General features: G+C 50.1%; 16 protein-coding genes and 2 pseudogenes. 10 read left to right on the plus strand and 8 right to left on the minus strand.

Going from position 1 to position 16,761, the window contains the following annotated elements:
• Positions 1-91: 91 nt before the first annotated feature.
• Both HH215_RS06125 and HH215_RS06130 read right to left on the minus strand, forming a co-directional pair.
• Entirely contained in the window at positions 92-3,943 is a 3,852-nt protein-coding gene (locus HH215_RS06125) for a sugar-binding protein (RefSeq protein WP_169279095.1), read from the minus strand.
• 284 nt (positions 3,944-4,227) lie between these two features.
• Complete coding sequence (locus tag HH215_RS06130) at positions 4,228-4,881, minus strand: FusB/FusC family EF-G-binding protein (RefSeq protein ID WP_169279096.1); 654 nt, start codon at positions 4,879-4,881, stop codon at positions 4,228-4,230.
• Positions 4,882-5,240: 359 nt separating this feature from the next.
• Here HH215_RS06130 and HH215_RS06135 point away from each other — a divergent pair, with 359 nt between their 5' ends.
• A complete protein-coding gene (locus tag HH215_RS06135; RefSeq protein WP_169279097.1) occupies positions 5,241-5,414 on the plus strand; it encodes a glycine zipper domain-containing protein in 174 nt (57 codons plus the stop codon).
• Between the two features lie 31 nt (positions 5,415-5,445).
• Here HH215_RS06135 and HH215_RS06140 read toward each other — a convergent pair whose 3' ends face one another.
• Positions 5,446-6,339: a LysR family transcriptional regulator gene (locus tag HH215_RS06140; RefSeq protein WP_169279098.1), complete on the minus strand. Its 894-nt coding sequence runs from the start codon at positions 6,337-6,339 to the stop codon at positions 5,446-5,448.
• Between the two features lie 123 nt (positions 6,340-6,462).
• On the opposite strand from HH215_RS06140, the gene HH215_RS06145 reads away from it, so the two are divergent.
• The 5 genes and pseudogenes from HH215_RS06145 to HH215_RS06165 form a co-directional block, all read left to right on the plus strand.
• Complete coding sequence (locus tag HH215_RS06145; RefSeq protein WP_169279099.1) at positions 6,463-7,326, plus strand: 3-hydroxyacyl-CoA dehydrogenase family protein; 864 nt, start codon at positions 6,463-6,465, stop codon at positions 7,324-7,326.
• A gap of 5 nt (positions 7,327-7,331) precedes the next feature.
• Positions 7,332-8,519 carry an acetyl-CoA C-acetyltransferase gene (locus HH215_RS06150; protein ID WP_169279100.1) on the plus strand — a complete coding sequence of 396 codons (1,188 nt, stop codon included), beginning with the start codon at positions 7,332-7,334 and terminating at the stop codon, positions 8,517-8,519.
• A 42-nt stretch (positions 8,520-8,561) separates the two neighbouring features.
• Positions 8,562-9,248, plus strand: coding sequence for a CoA transferase subunit A (locus HH215_RS06155; protein ID WP_169279101.1), 687 nt, complete (start codon positions 8,562-8,564; stop codon positions 9,246-9,248).
• A gap of 40 nt (positions 9,249-9,288) precedes the next feature.
• Entirely contained in the window at positions 9,289-9,942 is a 654-nt protein-coding gene (locus tag HH215_RS06160; RefSeq protein ID WP_169284252.1) for a CoA transferase subunit B, read from the plus strand.
• 86 nt (positions 9,943-10,028) lie between these two features.
• A pseudogene (locus HH215_RS06165) lies at positions 10,029-10,352 on the plus strand (SDR family NAD(P)-dependent oxidoreductase); the annotation flags it as partial.
• A 163-nt stretch (positions 10,353-10,515) separates the two neighbouring features.
• Here the strand turns inward: HH215_RS06165 and HH215_RS06170 are convergent.
• Genes HH215_RS06170 through HH215_RS06180 form a run of 3 tightly spaced genes read right to left on the minus strand, consistent with a single transcriptional unit; the run spans position 10,516 to position 12,466 of the window.
• The gene (locus tag HH215_RS06170; RefSeq protein WP_169279102.1) at positions 10,516-11,232 is read right to left on the minus strand and encodes a hypothetical protein; all 717 of its coding nucleotides are present in this window, start codon (positions 11,230-11,232) and stop codon (positions 10,516-10,518) included.
• Positions 11,229-12,101: an ABC transporter ATP-binding protein gene (locus tag HH215_RS06175; RefSeq protein ID WP_169279103.1), complete on the minus strand. Its 873-nt coding sequence runs from the start codon at positions 12,099-12,101 to the stop codon at positions 11,229-11,231. The genes HH215_RS06170 and HH215_RS06175 overlap by 4 nt, the downstream gene beginning before the upstream one ends.
• Before the next feature lie 2 nt (positions 12,102-12,103).
• Positions 12,104-12,466, minus strand: a complete 363-nt coding sequence (locus HH215_RS06180; RefSeq protein ID WP_169279104.1) for a GntR family transcriptional regulator — start codon at positions 12,464-12,466, stop codon at positions 12,104-12,106.
• A gap of 285 nt (positions 12,467-12,751) precedes the next feature.
• Between HH215_RS06180 and HH215_RS06185 the strand changes: the two genes are divergently transcribed.
• Positions 12,752-13,132, plus strand: coding sequence for a DoxX family protein (locus tag HH215_RS06185; RefSeq protein ID WP_169279105.1), 381 nt, complete (start codon positions 12,752-12,754; stop codon positions 13,130-13,132).
• Positions 13,133-13,171: 39 nt separating this feature from the next.
• On the opposite strand, the gene HH215_RS06190 is transcribed toward HH215_RS06185, so the two are convergent.
• Both HH215_RS06190 and HH215_RS06195 read right to left on the minus strand, forming a co-directional pair.
• Entirely contained in the window at positions 13,172-13,477 is a 306-nt protein-coding gene (locus HH215_RS06190) for a hypothetical protein (protein WP_169279106.1), read from the minus strand.
• Between the two features lie 13 nt (positions 13,478-13,490).
• Positions 13,491-13,715 (minus strand): annotated as a pseudogene (locus HH215_RS06195) (biotin synthase BioB); the annotation flags it as partial.
• A gap of 140 nt (positions 13,716-13,855) precedes the next feature.
• Between HH215_RS06195 and HH215_RS06200 the strand changes: the two are divergent.
• The 3 genes from HH215_RS06200 (at position 13,856) to HH215_RS06210 (ending at position 16,693) form a co-directional block, all read left to right on the plus strand.
• Positions 13,856-14,518: a type 1 glutamine amidotransferase domain-containing protein gene (locus tag HH215_RS06200; protein WP_169279107.1), complete on the plus strand. Its 663-nt coding sequence runs from the start codon at positions 13,856-13,858 to the stop codon at positions 14,516-14,518.
• Between the two features lie 78 nt (positions 14,519-14,596).
• Positions 14,597-15,805 (plus strand): MFS transporter, encoded by a 1,209-nt coding sequence (locus HH215_RS06205; protein WP_169279108.1) that lies wholly within the window; start codon positions 14,597-14,599, stop codon positions 15,803-15,805.
• A 15-nt stretch (positions 15,806-15,820) separates the two neighbouring features.
• Positions 15,821-16,693 carry a LysR family transcriptional regulator gene (locus HH215_RS06210; RefSeq protein ID WP_169279109.1) on the plus strand — a complete coding sequence of 291 codons (873 nt, stop codon included), beginning with the start codon at positions 15,821-15,823 and terminating at the stop codon, positions 16,691-16,693.
• The last annotated feature ends 68 nt before the right edge of the window (positions 16,694-16,761 follow it).

Here is a 16,761-nt window from a genome sequence, read left to right on the forward strand (position 1 = left end):
GGAGTCTCTCCTTCTCTCAAACCATCGTATTAAAAGGGCAACCCAAAGCCGGATACCGGCTTTGGGCTGCGACTTCGCGGATCGATACCGATTACGGGACGAGCTTGATCGAACGGAAGAGTGCGCTGTCTTTCTCGTCTCCGATGCCGCTTCCCCACTCGATGTAACCCTTGCGTCCCGTACCGTCGTTGTCGTTCACGAGCAGGGAGACGCTAAGCATGCCGTCGCCCGAGGCCACCGGCGTCAATTCCGTCCACGGCAGGGCGATTTCGTACAGGGTCGTCTTCGTGGTCTCGTTGCGCGTAATCGCTACGTTTCCATTGCTGACCAATCCCGAAGCATACCCGGCCGTACCTAACCAACGGAACACTTGAGGTCCCTGCGGCGTCAATGCGGCTCCGAACTCGTGCCAGAATTCGCTTTCTCCCGGCGTGCCTTGGGCGATGCTGAACTGCAAGCTGTCGCCTTGCCAGATCGCGCCCGCTTGACTCGTCTGCGAGAAGACGTTGTCATGAATCTTAGCCGTAAGATAGACGTTGTTCTGATCCCAGTTCAACCAGATGTCGCCGTTCAGATCCGAGCTTCCGCCGTAGGACGTAATCAAGTTGTTGCCATCGGTCGCCAGATTGGCGATCCGCGTGCCCGGATTGGCATCCGCCGTGCCGTCGACCGTAACGGTCCGGTTCGGCGCGTTCTTCATGGCGGAAGGATTCCGGCCGATCAACGTGCCTTCGTACCGGTAAGCAACCGATCCGTTAGCCACGAACGACAACTTCGTCGCGTAAGGCGTCCCGGCCGTCAGCCCCGTGACCGGCAAGTCGAAGCTGCCCGAAGAATGGGCGGCTACGGTCAACGCCGCGTTCAAAGTCCCCGTCTGGCTGCCGATCTCCCAGTCCACTTCGTCCAGCGTATAAGCCGACGAGCTTCGGTTGACGACCCCGATGCGGACCGCGTCCCCGCTTCCCGTCAGGACATGTTTAGCGCTGAATGCGATCGGATCCACCAGTCTAACGTCGGCGGACAGCTTCGCGATCGCTTGCCCTCCGGCCTTCACGATTCCGAACAGCGTCTGATCGTTGCTCAAGGCCGGAACCGAGATCTGGTACTGCTGCTGTTGCCCGGCTCCGACGTTGATCGCTACCGACGTTCCCTGAACCTCGACGGTTCCGCTGATCGCTTGGCTGCCCGGAACCGTGTTATTGACGGACAGCGTCAGAACCGCCGGTTCTCCTTTAACGGCCTCACCGCCGGAGAGCGTAAACCGATTGTTCGCGATGACGGTAGTCGAGCTTGCGTTCATGTAGATCGGGGCTCCCGTGACCGTCAAATACGCGTACCCGTTGTTCGGATTCAAGGTGGTCGTCTCGCCCATCACGTCCGTAATTACGATAGGGCTGCTCGTCTGGATCGCGACTTGCTTCGGTACGGAAGACCAGAGAACGCGTTGCCGGCCGCTGCCGGTACCGAAGATATAGCTGTAAATATCGGTTCCGACGGTCTCCTTGTGATCGTACGCCTTGCCTTCCAGCTTGCGGGTCATGACGCCGTAAGCGACATATCCCGGTTTGGGCGCGTACTTGCCGAGCGCATCCTTCGCGTTTCGGATCAAGCCGAAATTTTGTTCGTTAACGGTCGGGTCCGTTCCGTCGTTCATGAAGTCGTACCAGTACACTTTCTGGACTCCCGCCGCCAGTTGGGTGACGTTGGCGCGCACGACGTTAGCCGCTTGCGTGGATTCGCTCACGCCTCTCGCGTCCAATTGAGTCGGCCATCCGGTCTCCGTTCCCCAGATCGGCTTGGATTGCCCGTTGTTGTACTGCTTCACGAGGGTGTCGAGCTGCTTCAGCTCCGCTTCCATTCCTTCCGGAGAGACGGGATAGTTATAAGGATGCACGGACAGAATGTCCATGTATTGAAGCCCGCCGAGCTGGAACAATTCCTCCATCCAGCTCCAGTCGTTGTGCGCGACTACCCCGCCGATAACGATCGTGTTCGGGTTCTCGGCTTTGATCGTTTGGTAGCTGGTCTTCAGCAACTCGTAGTAGTAGGAGGGCAGGTTATCCGCCGGTCCGTCTCCGTAATCGCCCATGATATTGAATTCGTTATAGACCTCCACCCACTTGGTGGCGGGAAAATCGTTCAGCAGCGCGTTGCCGTAGTCGGCGAACGCTTGCCTGCCGGCGTTCGTATACGGCGTCGCTCCTCCGTCGTGATTCGCGTTGTTGAACGACAAGATCATCAGCGGCTCCAAGTCGTTGTCCGCCGCGGTCTCGTAATATTCCGTGTAGTCCTCCGGCGTCTCGTAGACGCCCGCGCTCGGCTCCATGCGGCTCCAATACATCTCGTCGCGGTAGTTTTTCGAGCCTGCGTTCGCGATCAGGGGAATCATATCGGGATTCCAGCCATGCGCGAAGTGAGTCGCTACCCCGAAGGAGGAACTTGCGATCTGGCTCATGTCGACGGGAGACAGTACGGAGAACGTCGTCTCGGCCGTGTCGACCGGCTGTCCCCCCGAGGTTGCCTCGACTTTAAGGCGGTAATACCCGCTTCCCAGCTGCGGTACCTGAAGCTGCGCCGAACCGTCGATCGTCTGCGCGCTCGCGCCCGCTACGCGCCGGCCCCAGAAGTCGGTCGCCGACCAGACCAGATCGGCGTCTTGCGCCAGATCGACCCGGAAGGCTATCGCCTCGGCCGTTCCGAACGCATTGCCGAGACGGTCCTGCGCGATGCGGATCGTCGGCCTAGGCACATTGGCGATCACGTCGTCGATCCAGAGCGTTCCGCTAGTTTGCGTCCCTACCAAATCCGACGCTTCCATCAACACGTCCATGCGGATGGCCGGACCGTGCCACAGTCCGTCTTCCGCTCCGCCCCAATGGTAGGTGCCCGGTCCGGGCAGCCCGGCGAGATGCGTGACGACGATCTCTTGCCAGTTGCCGTTAGGCTGAATCTCGATTCGCTGCTGATGAATCTGTCCGGTCTCGTCGAACAACCTTAGCGCGATGGCGTTCAGATCCTGCGTTTTCACCCAGAAGCTGAGCTCCTCCATGTCGATGTCCGGCAATTCCTTGTTCATCGAGACGTAGACCCCGCCGTTAGAGAAATTCCCAGTCAGCTTCCCGGCGGCGGCTCCGTTATGATGCTCGTTCGTATCCCGGGTAAGAGTCCCCGTCGCTCCCGGGAACTCGGGACCGTTATGGAACGCCCAGCCCACGCCGTTCTCTTCATAATCGCTAATGATCACGTCGTCGTAGTACGGCCCGGCCGGGCCGTCAGGGACGGTCACGGTCACCGCGTCGACCAGTAACGTTCCGGTCGTCGACTCGTTCACGAAAGCCCCGTACTCGAGATTCAAGCCTACGCGGATAGCGGGGCCGTGCCACAAGCCGTCTTCCGCTCCGCCCCAGTGGTACGTTCCGGGTCCGCTTCCGCCGGCAAGATCCGTGATCACGATCTCCTGCCAATTCGAACCGGGTGTAATATCGATCTCCTGCTGATGGATCTGGCCGGTGCTGTCGGTCAGCCGGAGCGCCAGCCAAGCCAAGTCTTCCGTCTTGATCCAGAACCGAAGCTCCTGCATGTCTACGTCGGGCAGATCCTGGTACATCGAGACGTAGTTGCCTCCGCCGGAGAAGTCTCCCGTCAGTTTGCCGGATTTCGTTCCTTCGTAGGAATCGTTCGTTTCCGCGACCAAACTGCCGGTCGCTCCGGGGAATTCCGGTCCGTTATGGAAAATCCAGCCCTCCTCGTTTCCTTCGAAATCGCTGATCGTCTGTTCGAGTGTAGCCTGTTGGGCATAAGCCGTTGGCGGTTGCGTGAAAATACGGCTTACGTTGCCTGCGTTAGCTGCGATCAATACGAAAGCTAATAAGACCGTGAATACTCTGGCAACAAGCGCCGCGAACGGATGGTTTTTGCCTCCATGCTTTGAAACGCTCATCATGGACACCTCTCCTCAATAATGGTTTTAGCGCGATCCATTCTTGCTTCCAAGCCTTCCGTTTCCCAGTATACAAAAGGGCAATTAGAGCGTATATGTCACTTTCTATAGAACTCTTATCTTCCGTTCGCAAGATTCACCGGTTCCGCAGACGCCAAGAGGACAGCGAATAATCGCTGTCCTCTTGATTCGTTCCTATGAGAGATCCGTAGATAAAGAATCCCGACATCATGCAGGATGCTGTTGCTCAACGACAGGCTCGGCCTGTTAAAAAACCCGTTTAATCTCTATCTTATAACAGTATCAATAAATTTTTCTAAAGAAGCAATATCCGTGATGTTCTTATTACATTCATGACTATCTAAGCACAAATAGTTACCAACCGCTTTGTAGTAATCAGGCGAAGAATTAGCCGGTCTTTTTTTGGATATCGCCGAAAAAAAGGAAAGTTCTTCATGCCGATTACATAAAAAACAAAAGCCTTTCTTGTTTGTGGGCGTATATTTGCCTTCTACGCCAATGAATTGCCCGTTTAGTTGATAGACCAGGAACATTTTATTCGTTGAAATATCGCTCCAACTCAGATAGGTTAAATAACGATTGTCTATTGCGGATAAATCGGGTATCTTTAGTTTCTTATTCTTAGGAAATAGTTGCTGAATCTGCTTGGCTGTTACTTGCGGAAATTCCAACAAATACGGTTCAAACTCTCTCAAATATTTCTGAAAATCTTCAGTCGTTTTCAAAGTGGATATTTCTTCCAACATTTGTTTTCGAACGTCCGTAACATCCGGAAACATTTCAACGATTTTGGATTCCGTACCAAATCTGACCGATTCCAAAACTTTAGGATCCGCTATCGTTCTGAGAGCATTTTGCATAATTCCTGCTTGCTTTTTGATAACGTTATATTGATGGTTTCTAATAAATGGTTTACACATCTTGGTTCAGCCCCTTATTTATTAAATAATGAGATAAGGTGCAAAGCCAAGTATTAGAAACGATGATTGCTTACCGGGGCGATTTTAGTTCTGACCGCCCATGCAAAGTATCGCCTCTAAAACAGGCTTTGCATGAGCTGATCTATTCCGACAATCTTTAATTGCCATCCATACCACTTCCTTCGCTCTTACGATACGGATATTATAAAAAAAACTCCGCTTTAATTCAATGGGAAGGTTTCTCCTTATTCTTTGTTTTGGTACCGTGAATAATAGATGTTTTTCCATGTCAATATGGGGTGAAACCTACCCGTAAATCTTACGTATGAGAGGATTATTGCTTTCAAGGGGTGTCAAAGGTGGACAAAAAGAAAAATAACAAAAGAAGATATAACGGTATGGCTTCAGGTATAGCGTTCGGGGTTGCGATCGGCTTAATGATGGATAATCTAGCTATCGGTATTGCCATTGGAGTAGCTATTGGAGTTGCATTTGATCAAACGATTTTCAAGCGGAAACCGCCAAGCGAGTAATCAATCTCCTTTATTCGAATACATGCTTCCCTCAGGCTCTCTCCGTTCCTAGCTCCCTCCGAACAAACTCGATCCAACCTGATGCCGCATGGGAGACATAGCCGTTTTTCTTCCAAATAATCGCTAAATCCCAATGGATGTTCGGTTCGATCTTACGAATGACATGTACATTGGCTGCATCGAATTTGGCGCATATCGTTTCCGGAAGTAGGGATATTCCCTCGTCCGCGCGGATTAATTCGTAGATAAAATCCCATTGCGAGCTTTCGTATGCGACCTGCGGCTCGAACCCTTCCCGAATGCATGCCTCCTTCACCCTGTCGTGCAAATTGAACTCTTGGCGAAAGAGAATAAAAAATTCGTTCCTAAGCTCGGATAGACGTACCTCATTACTCCCGCTTAGGGGATGGGATGTGGGAACGACCAAGTTTAGATGCCTCTTTACGATCGGAACTACCTCGAACAGCTCCTCGTCTACGGGAAGCACGACAACCCCAAGATCTAATGAACCCTCTATTAATAGCTGCTCAATCCGCTTGCCCCCTTCCTCGACGAGTTGGATATCGATATCCGGGTGCAACTGATGAAATTTTGAGATGACCTTCGGGAAAAAACTCGCTCCGATGACTGGCGGTAGTCCTAACGAAAATTGCCCTTTTCTCATTTCGGTCAAATCCGCAACGGCAGACAACAGATTTTGCTTAGCATTCAAGATCGTTTGCGCATGAGCTTGAACGACTTTACCCGCTTCGGTCAGGTCGACTCGACGCGTGGAACGATTGATTAGCAATACGCCCAGCTCTTCCTCCAAGCTTTTTACCATCTTGCTAAGCGTAGGTTGGGTCACATGAATCGTTTGACTCGCCTTAGAGAAACTCTCCTGATTCGCCACTTCCAGAAAATAACTAAGCTGACGTAAATCCATCGCGTTATCGCGTCCTTATATATAGATAATTGGAATATATAATATTCTATATATGTATTTTACCTATAAATATGCGGTGTGTATATTAGTAATAGAGATAGCTCATTTATCGAGGAGGTAAATATGATCAAAAACATTGCTGTTCTGGGATCCGGCACCATGGGAAGCGGAATTGCGCTATTATTCGCAGAGCATGGCTTTAAGGTAGCCCTGTACGAACCGGCGGGAAGAACATTTCCTTCATTAGATGCGAGAATTCATTTTTATAACGATTTAGAGAAAGCGGTTGCAAATGCCGACTTGATCGTAGAAGCCGTCCCTGAACAACTGGAGATCAAGCGCGAAGTGTTCCGACAGTTGGCGGAAATAATCTCTGATCGCGCAATCGTCGCCTCTAATACCTCCACCATATCTCTGCAGACTTTGGCGGAAAATTTGCCTTTCTCGGATCGGATCGTCATTACCCACTTTTTTAACCCGGCTAATCTAATCCCGTTGGTCGAAATCGTAACTTTACCGACGACTTCACCGCAAATTGGAAACGAGCTTACTGCTCTATTAATTCATTGCGGCAAAACTCCGGTTGTACTGAACAGGGATGTTCCCGGTTTTGTTGCGAATCGTCTTCAAGCCGCGCTTATAAGAGAAGCCTTGTACCTAGTCGAGAATGGCATTGCCGACCCTGGCCAGATTGACACCGTTGTTAAAGAGGGACTCGGACTGCGATGGGCATTCAAGGGCCCTTTCGAGATTGCGGATCTCGGCGGACTGGATGTATGGGCTAAGGTTACCGGTCACCTGTTTCCCGAGCTGAGTACGAACACGCTTGCACCCGAATCGTTGCTGACAAAAGTGGCTGATGGAGAACTCGGAGTGAAGAGCGGATACGGGTACTACCGTTACGAGGATCCAAGCTCTACAGCGGAGAAAATGAAAAACAGCATAGATCAGTTGGTCAGCTTTAAGAAGAGAATTGAGGAGGTTTGAACGTTATGATAGCCAATTCCGTCGTCATTGCCAGCGCGGTAAGAACGCCGGTCGGCAGCTTTAACGGCATATTTAAGGATGTTTCTGCCGTCCGCTTAGGTTCAGTTGCTATCGCCGAGGCGATCAGTCGTGCGGGGATCGACCCTAAACAAGTCAATGAAGTCATTATGGGCAACGTGCTTCAAGCGGGACTTGGTCAGAATCCCGCCAGGCAAGCCGCCCTCTCCGCCGGGCTTCCCGTAGAAATCCCCGCCATGACGATTAATAAAGTTTGCGGCTCAGGAATGAAGGCCGTTCATTTGGCTTTCAATGCGATCCTGACCGGGGAAAGCGAGATTGTCGTAGCCGGAGGCATGGAAAACATGACCGCCTCCCCTTACCTCCTGCAAGGCGCCCGTTCCGGTTTCCGCATGGGAGACCAGGCTATCACGGACTCGATGATCCGCGATGGGCTTTGGTGCGCAACGAATGATTACCACATGGGGATTACTGCGGAGAACATCTGCGCGAAATATGGTTTTACCCGAGAAGAGCTCGATCAATACGCAGTAGACAGCCAGCGTAAAGCTACGGAAGCCATTAGCGCAGGACGATTTGTTGATGAAATCGTTCCTATAGATATTCCTCAGAGAAAAGGCGCATCAATTCCCGTTACTAGAGATGAAAGTCCGCGTCCGGACACGACGATCGAAGTCCTATCCAAACTACGCCCAGCTTTTAAGCCAGATGGACTTGTTACGGCCGGCAACTCTTCCGGCATTAACGACGGTGCGGCAGCTCTCATTCTTATGTCGGAAAGACGAGCGACTGCGCTGGGAATCGAACCGCTTGCCATAATCCGCGCTCATGCTTCCGCAGGAGTTGATCCCGCGATGATGGGTTTAGGTCCAGTCCCCGCAACAGAAAGGGCGCTCAGTAAAGCAGGTCTCTTCATTCAAGATATGGATCTGCTTGAGGTGAACGAAGCTTTTGCCGCCCAATCATTGGCTTACGTCAAGAGCTTCGACTTTGACCCGAATAGGATGAACGTCAATGGAGGAGCTATTGCATTAGGTCACCCGATCGGAGCTAGCGGGGCTCGCGTCTTGATCACTTTATTGCATGAATTACATCGTAGAGGCTCCCGATATGGTTTGGCGACCTTATGCATTGGCGGCGGTCAAGGAATCGCAACCGTAGTGGAGCGTTGTTAGTCGCCTAATATTCGACGTATCTAAGAAAGGAGACGGTTTCTCATGAAAGAACTGTTGACGTCGTTCACAGATGCCGTGAACGCGATCCCTGATGGCGCAACGCTCATGGTAGGTGGCTTCGGTCTCGTAGGCATTCCGGAAAATTTAATCGCAGCTTTGGCCGATCTAGGGACGCGCAACTTGACCATTATATCCAACAATTGCGGGGTCGACGATTGGGGACTCGGACTGCTGTTGAGAAATAAACAGATTAAACGGATCATCGCCTCTTACGTCGGGGAGAACAAGGAATTCGAACGCCAAGTATTGGCTGGCGAGATTGAAGCGGAATTGGTTCCGCAAGGTACGCTAGCTGAGAGAATCAGGGCGGGCGGCGCAGGAATTCCAGCATTCTATACGCCGGCAGGAGTCGGAACCCCGCTTGCCGAAGGAAGGGAAACACGCGTTTTCGACGGTAAAGAATATATATTCGAACACGCCTTAACCGCGGATTTCAGCCTGATACGCGCGTTTAGAGCAGATCGCATGGGAAATCTGATGTTCAACAAAACAGCCCGCAATTTTAATCCGATTATGGCGACCGCAGGCAAGATAACGATTGCAGAGGTGGAGCAACTCGTAGAGGTCGGTGATTTGGATCCGGAATCCATCCATACGCCAGGTATATATGTGAATCAATTGATTGTGGGCGTCCAAGAGAAACGAATTGAACGACTAACGACGATATAACGACTAACTATAGAAAGGTGAAGATACGTTGAGTGAGCAAATGTCGATTCGAGAACGAATTGCGAGGCGCGCGGAAAAAGAAATACAGAGCGGTTACTATGTGAATCTTGGAATTGGCATTCCAACATTAGTAGCGAATTTTATTTCGCCGGATAAACAGGTTGTGCTCCAATCGGAAAACGGCCTTCTTGGCATTGGCCCTTTCCCCCCCATTGACCTCGTCGATCCGGATCTCATTAATGCGGGTAAGGAAACCGTCACCGCCATCGCGGGAGCCTCCTATTTCAGTAGCTCGGATTCATTCGCCATGATTCGCGGAGGCCATATCGATCTGGCCATTCTAGGCGGAATGGAAGTATCCGAATCCGGAGATTTGGCCAACTGGATGATACCCGGCAAGATGGTCAAAGGAATGGGCGGCGCCATGGACCTCGTGCATGGAGCCAAACGAATCGTTGTGATTATGGACCATGTCAACAAAGCCGGACAATCGAAACTATTAAAAGCTTGCACCTTACCGCTGACTGGCAAACAAGTCGTGCATCGGATCATCACGGAACGGGCCGTCATCGATATCACGCCGAATGGAATGCTTCTTGTTGAAGTCGCTAAAGGGTATTCGATCGAGGATATCCAACGGGCAACTGAGCCCCCGCTGATCTTGTCCGACTCTATTCTATTGGAATCCTATTAATCTACATGAATAAGGAGCTACAGAGCATATTCACCGATCGCGTTGTCATCGTTACGGGTACCGCACAGGGTATCGGATTTCATATCGCAGGGTTACAGCATGTTGCCCCGATCGAGGATTTTCCTACGGATAAATTCGAAATGATGCTTAAGATCATGCTGACGGCGCCCTTCATAGCGATCAAACATTCGCTTCCTATCATGAAGCGACAAAACTATGGTCGCATCCTTAATATCGCCTCCATCAACGGATTGGTCGGTTTTGCCGGTAAAGCGGCATACAACAGCGCTAAACATGGCGTGATCGGCTTATCTAAAGTCGCCGCGTTGGAAGCAGCCGCCTACGGAATTACAGTGAACGCTTTATGTCCTGGTTACGTCGACACGCCATTAGTTCGGGGCCAGCTACAAGGAAAATGGAGAGTGAAGTTCATCCGTGTTATCCTTGTTTCTGGATTCGTAAAGTTTCCTAAACAGCAAAAAACGGCATCTCTGCCGTTTGCGCTTCTCGAATTCCGGTGTTCACCCGATCCGGACGCTATGCATTGTTGATAGCTGTCCATCCACATATTCATTATCCTTTTCTGGGCATCGGATGCAATGGCGCATGGCGCAGCATCGGATAAGTGGCGAATAAAGCAGCCAGACTCACTGCTCCGACGCATGAAACGATCGCCATCGCACTCATCTTGATGTCAGACATTGAGTCAGACAGCGCGGAAATAACGCCTCCATAATATAGAAATATGCCTACGACCGTTACGATCATCAACATGATGACGCAGCGAATAAACCCTACCCGATAAAAGATGGCATTGCCGAAAAAAGTAAGACTGAAGCTTGCAATACCTACCATCAGATCGATCCACAAATAGTCTAAGAAATCGTACTCATCCAGAAACAACCTTCCGGCATGCAGAATGCCGGCTTCTACCGAATTCCATTGATAGATCGTGACTAGCGCGTATTGGCAGACGTTCAAACACAAGACGCTGAAAATAACGCCCCCTATGCCCACGCTGTAATAAGCTTTAAGAAATTGCTCGCGCGTGCTTCCCATTCCGATCGTTATCGGAAAGAGGGACTTGAATCCGAAGAGCCCGAAACCGGCGATAAAGAAGTACGCAGGTCCGGATATCGCAGCTAGCGTTTCTCGATCGAGATTAAAGACCAATCCGGCGATAATCCATACGATCGTCAACGGAACGGTAATGAACAGAAGCATAAGTTTGACGAAATACCAGATCACATCCTCGTACATTAATCGGAATACCGCGCTCTGTGAGTTCATATGTTTACCTCCGCATCTTCCGTTATATTCAGCAAATAATTTTGTAAGTCCGCTTTTTCAATGGAAAGTCCCTTAACTTGCGCTTGCTCTTTCCAGTGCTTCGAATAGGGGGCATCGAGCATCACCCTGATTTTCGATCCCATCGTGCTTTGCTCCAGCACTTTATGACCGTCAATAACGCTTGTCACCGCGCTTCGTTCACCAGCCAACCATATGCCTTGCTCACGGAATTCATCGATCTGTTGATGACGCAGCAACTTGCCCTTGTGCATAACGATCAACGATTCGCAGAGCGTTTGGACTTCTTCGATATGATGCGTCGAAATCAGAATGAGACGAGGTGAATCCTCATGGCTTTCCCTTAATGCCTCATACAGCTTCCTGCGAATCCCGGCATCCAAGCCGTTCGTCGGCTCATCGAGTATCGTGACGTCGGCGTGGCTAGATAAACCGATAATAAACTGAAGTGCAGATTTCATCCCTTTGGACAGTTTGGGAACTCTCTTCTTGCGATCCAATCTGAAAGTTTCGACCAGGCGGTCTGCCGTAGCTTGATCCCAGTTGGCATTAAAATATCGACCGAAACGAAGCGCATCCTGCACCGTCCATATCGGGCTGAACGGATGATCCTCCTGCATATAGCAAACATGCCGAACTGCCGCCGGGTTACCGTAAGGCGCCGAGCCCATAACTTGAACCGTTCCGCCGTGAGGCCGTTGATGACCGGCCAACAGTCTCATTAGAGTTGTTTTACCAGCCCCGTTGCGCCCCCACAGCCCCGCGATCACCGGCTCCTTCTCCTCTAACGATACATTTTCTAGAACGGGAACGTTATCGTACGAATACGCCACTTCGTTTACGTATATCATCTCTACTCCTCCTCCAGAATCAACTGAACGACCGATTCCTTGCTTAATCCGATTTTCTTCGCTTCTTCCAATAAGGGAAGGACGAACTGTTCGCGATAGTGACGCTGACGTTCCTTCAACAATTGCAGCTTCGCTCCGCTCTTAACGAACATGCCTATCCCTCGCTGTTTATAAATAATCCCTGCATCCACCAAATCCTGTAGACCCTTACGTATCGTCGCCCGATTGATGTTATAGAAGCGCGACAACTCATTTTCGGAAGGAATTTGTTCCTCTTCGTTCAATTCGCCCCCCACAATCTCGTCCATGATCATTTGGGCAATCTGTTGAAAGATGGGTTGGGATTCATCCAATGTCGGTTTCATCAAGGACCTCTTTTCTCTAAAAAGATTGCGACGTTGAATGGTTGGTTACTCATGTATTCAACTATACATGACATTGAAATAATTGTCTATACTGCTGCAGCCCAAATAAGCGAAAAAAGCCCACTACCCTATGAAGAGGCAGAAGGATACTGAATACGTCCGACGCTACATCGGCTGTTGACACGACACCAATCGGTGTCCTATAATCAAAGTGTCACCAAATGGTGTCTAATTGGAAATTTACCGTTATTTATCGATGAGGAAATAATCAAGGAGGAAACCACCATGACAAAAAGAAACAAAATCATTTATTGGATGGCTACCGCTTGGCTTTCGCTAGGAATGCTTTCTGTGGGAATCGTGCAATTCATTAAAATGGATGAAGAAGTTGTTAAAATGACGCATTTGGGATATCCATCCTATTTACTCGTTGTCCTTGGCGCATCGAAATTATTAGGCGTAATTGCCATACTCGTTCCAAAATTTCCGTTGCTTAAAGAATGGGCTTACGCTGGTTTTTTCTTTACAGTGGCGGGAGCGATCATTTCACATCTTGTATTAGGCGATTCTATCGGCGATCTAACTCCCCCCGCGTTACTTCTCGTTCTAACCGCTGTTTCGTGGTATTTCAGACCCGCGGACAAAAAAATAAGGCCAGTTGGGTAGGCTGGGTCTTATTTTTTATCCCTGTTTTATTTAATGACATTAATTTGATTTTTCCACTCTTGAGTCACGGGCTTGAATTAATAGAAGATCATAAGTCGCGAAGACGCCTCCCTGCATGCGATACTTCCTCTCGTATTCCATAAACATCTGGAAAAACAGTTGTCGGGAGCTCAGATCAGGAATGGCAACGGCTTCAGAAGCGCTTGCTCCCATGCTCAAGTTCAATAACATTCGCTCTCCGGGCACCGTATAACCTGGAAATTCGGATACCGTGCCATGCGTACGCAAGGAACGTTCCAATGAGGCGTCAGCCAATCGTTCAAGCTCTTTATCCATCCAGTTCATCGTTAGCACCGCCTTAAAGGGCGATTAATTCAATCTCAAAGCCCAAATCCTCAATGATCTGGTGATCGGCGGACACATCTTGGCCTTCTGTCGTTAAGTAATCACCGACGAAGAGTGAATTGGTCGCGAACAAAGACAGAGGCTGCAAGGTACGGAGATTAACTTCACGCCCACCCGCCACGCGGATTTCTTTAGACGGGCAAATGAAACGAAACCATGCCAATACCTTCAACGCTTCGGTGACCTCTGAAAGAGGAATTGGCGAACTATCATAAATATTTTTATACATAACCACATAAAACATAATTTGTTTTATTCATTTGACGATCGTACAATAACACCTGTAACCAAACATCAAATATATAGGAGGCAATACGGATGGGGAAAAAAATATTAATGGTTGTCACCAATCATGCAGATATGAAGGAAGGCAAAAAGACGGGAATCTGGCTGTCGGAATTCGCGGAGGCTTATCTGACCTTCTTGGAAAAAGGCTATGGAATTACAGTAGCAAGTCCAAAAGGAGGAGCCGGTCCGGTTGACCCAGGCAGCGTGGACGACCAAACGCCTCAAGAAATTCTGGATGCCGCCAAGCATTTGGAAAATACCAAAAAGCTAGACGGCGTAACGACAGAGGACTTCGAGGCGATTTTCCTGCCCGGCGGTCACGGAACGATGTTCGATCTTCCGCAAAACGAAAAGCTCCGGCAGTTGCTTCGCGAATTTTACGAAGCAGGCAAATTCGTCGTCGCCGTTTGCCATGGCCCTGCCGGCCTTGTCGGCGCGACTTTGTCCAATGGACAACCGCTGGTTGCAGGAAAACGCGTGAATGCCTTCACGGACAGAGAAGAATCAGAGACAGGCTTGAGCTCATACGTGCCGTTCCTCTTGGAGAGCAGAATTCGCGATCTGGGCGCTATCTTTGTAGCGGCACCGAACTGGAGCACGCATGTAGAAGTCGACGGCAATCTGATTACCGGGCAAAATCCTCAATCTACGCTTGCAGTCGTAAATGCATTATTAAATCAACTAGGTAAATAATACTCATAAGGCTGATTGGCAACAATTATCAGCCTTCTTCCTTATTCACCTTAATTTAAAGGAGGGCTAATCACAACCATGCCAACAGAAAATATTGCCCTTCGGTCCGAGCAAGCACAGGCAAGTCGCAAAGGATCCACGCTCGCCCTCTATGCGCTTACGCTTGGGGCATTTGCAATCGGAATGACGGAATTCATCATTATGGGGCTGCTCTCCGAAGTAGCGGCTAGTCTGAATGTCTCTATCCCAATGGCCGGCTTCCTTATTACGGGATATGCTTTAGGCGTTGCGATAGGCGCGCCCTTCATAACCATAGCCACTCACAAAATGCCGCGTAAAGCACTTTTACTTTTCCTTATGATTCTCTTTATCACAGGGAATGCGCTTGCCGCTATCGCACCGAATTATACGGTTTTGATGTTGGCCCGTATCCTTGCTGCCCTTACCCATGGATCGTTCTTCGGCGTTGGCTCGGTCATTGCCGCAGAGCTGGTTCCCAAGGAAAAACGCGCAGGGGCAATCGCGATTATGTTTACCGGACTGACGCTGGCTAACATTTTGGGAGTGCCGTTCGGAACATTTCTGGGACAAGCCTACGGCTGGCGCTCTACATTCTGGGCAATCACCATTATTGGGATCGTTGCGCTTGTCGGGATTGTCATGCTCGTCCCGAAAGTTGCCAACGCAACATCCGGTTTGCGAAATGAGCTCCGAGTGCTCAAACGTCCGGCGGTTCATATCGCCTTGTTGATGACCGTATTCGGGTTTGGCGGAGTATTTACCGCTTTTACGTACATTTCGCCAATCCTAGTAGATATTACGGGTTTCTCGATCAGCTCTGTTTCATACATCCTCGTCCTATTCGGCGTGGGGATTACCATCGGAAATATTTACGGAGGAAAATTGGCGGACCGCAGCTTGTTCCCCTCCCTGCTTGGGATACTTGTCGGGCTTGCGATCATACTTGCCGTATTTAGTATCACGGACCAATATAAGATTCTCACCTTGATCACTGTATTCTTATTGGGAATCGCGGCATTCGGAACCGTCCCCGGTCTGCAGCTCCACATGCTGAACACTGCCAAGGAGGCTCCTACTCTCGCCTCGACCTTGAATATCGCGGCTTTTAATCTGGGCAATGCGCTTGGAGCTTATCTTGGGGGCATCGTCATTGATACGAATTTCGCAGGAGGTCTTCCTGCCGTACCTTGGGTTGCTTCGATAGTGACGGTCATCGGAATTTTGTTTACGCTATGGGGAGCACAACACCGGAAAAGCTTTAGGTAAGAAAGGGTGCTGAACATGGTGGACTTTGAATGGTACCGCAGCTTCATTAGCATTTATAAGCATAACTCCGTATCGGAGGCTGCTAGAACAAGGATGATGACCCAGCCGGCCATGAGCCAACATTTGGCCGCTCTGGAGGCAGAGGTAGGTGAATCTTTGTTTACTCGTGCTCATCGGAAAATGATTCCGACTGAGAGAGGGAAAACACTCTATACTCAGGTGGTTCCGCTTATTGAAGCTCTGGAAGAAGCTACGCAATCCTTGAAGACGAACGCGCTAGCTTCTTTACCGGTACTTCGGATCGGGTCTGCATATGAGTTTTTTCGGGAAAATATCGCTCCGCATATCGACAGGTACCAGATGCGCATCATAGCTTATCTCGGTGTCGCTTCCAAGCTGCTTGAATGGCTGCTTGAGGAAAAGGTAGACATCATCATCATGTCTCAAAAGCTTGCTGCTCCCGGAATCGAATATATCCCGTACATGCAGGAGGAGTTCGCGGTAGTCGCCCCTCCTGATTACGTTGAGCCCTCATTTAGCGACAAAGAGTCTTTTGAAGCGTGGTTATGCTCCCAGCCATGGATCAGCTATGACTTGGATTTACCCATTATCCGCCGTTTTTGGCGCGAACATTTCCAGAAGCGTCCGCAAACACATCCTACGCATGTCGTACCCGATTTACACAGCGTCCTTAAGGCGATCGAGCATGGCGCTGGAATCAGCTTGATTCCCACGTTCATGCTGAATGACCATCTTTTTAGAAACAAGGTAAAGATTATGTACCCGTCCTATACTGTCCATAATGACCTGTACATGGCGTACCAGATGAAAAATCGGAATTCGCCCCAGTTGAAGACGTGGATTGAAACGCAGAAAAAAACAGTGTAATCGCACATTTTCACGCACAAGAGGCTGTTATCCTTTGAAGGATGACAGCCTCTTGTTGTAGGTGCTGG

It is taken from the genome of Cohnella herbarum (genome assembly GCF_012849095.1).
Taxonomy (GTDB): domain Bacteria; phylum Bacillota; class Bacilli; order Paenibacillales; family Paenibacillaceae; genus Cohnella; species Cohnella herbarum.

Bases quoted from the DNA above. Each gene is read 5' to 3' on its own strand.
- HH215_RS06125 (WP_169279095.1), bottom strand. From the start codon at position 3,943: ATGATGAGCGTTTCAAAGCATGGAGGCAAAAACCATCCGTTCGCGGCG.
- HH215_RS06130 (WP_169279096.1), bottom strand. From the start codon at position 4,881: ATGTGTAAACCATTTATTAGAAACCATCAATATAACGTTATCAAAAAG.
- HH215_RS06140 (WP_169279098.1), bottom strand. From the start codon at position 6,339: ATGGATTTACGTCAGCTTAGTTATTTTCTGGAAGTGGCGAATCAGGAG.
- HH215_RS06145 (WP_169279099.1), top strand. From the start codon at position 6,463: ATGATCAAAAACATTGCTGTTCTGGGATCCGGCACCATGGGAAGCGGA.
- HH215_RS06150 (WP_169279100.1), top strand. From the start codon at position 7,332: ATGATAGCCAATTCCGTCGTCATTGCCAGCGCGGTAAGAACGCCGGTC.
- HH215_RS06155 (WP_169279101.1), top strand. From the start codon at position 8,562: ATGAAAGAACTGTTGACGTCGTTCACAGATGCCGTGAACGCGATCCCT.
- HH215_RS06160 (WP_169284252.1), top strand. From the start codon at position 9,289: ATGTCGATTCGAGAACGAATTGCGAGGCGCGCGGAAAAAGAAATACAG.
- HH215_RS06170 (WP_169279102.1), bottom strand. From the start codon at position 11,232: ATGAACTCACAGAGCGCGGTATTCCGATTAATGTACGAGGATGTGATC.
- HH215_RS06175 (WP_169279103.1), bottom strand. From the start codon at position 12,101: ATGATATACGTAAACGAAGTGGCGTATTCGTACGATAACGTTCCCGTT.
- HH215_RS06180 (WP_169279104.1), bottom strand. From the start codon at position 12,466: ATGAAACCGACATTGGATGAATCCCAACCCATCTTTCAACAGATTGCC.
- HH215_RS06185 (WP_169279105.1), top strand. From the start codon at position 12,752: ATGACAAAAAGAAACAAAATCATTTATTGGATGGCTACCGCTTGGCTT.
- HH215_RS06190 (WP_169279106.1), bottom strand. From the start codon at position 13,477: ATGAACTGGATGGATAAAGAGCTTGAACGATTGGCTGACGCCTCATTG.
- HH215_RS06200 (WP_169279107.1), top strand. From the start codon at position 13,856: ATGGGGAAAAAAATATTAATGGTTGTCACCAATCATGCAGATATGAAG.
- HH215_RS06205 (WP_169279108.1), top strand. From the start codon at position 14,597: ATGCCAACAGAAAATATTGCCCTTCGGTCCGAGCAAGCACAGGCAAGT.
- HH215_RS06210 (WP_169279109.1), top strand. From the start codon at position 15,821: ATGGTGGACTTTGAATGGTACCGCAGCTTCATTAGCATTTATAAGCAT.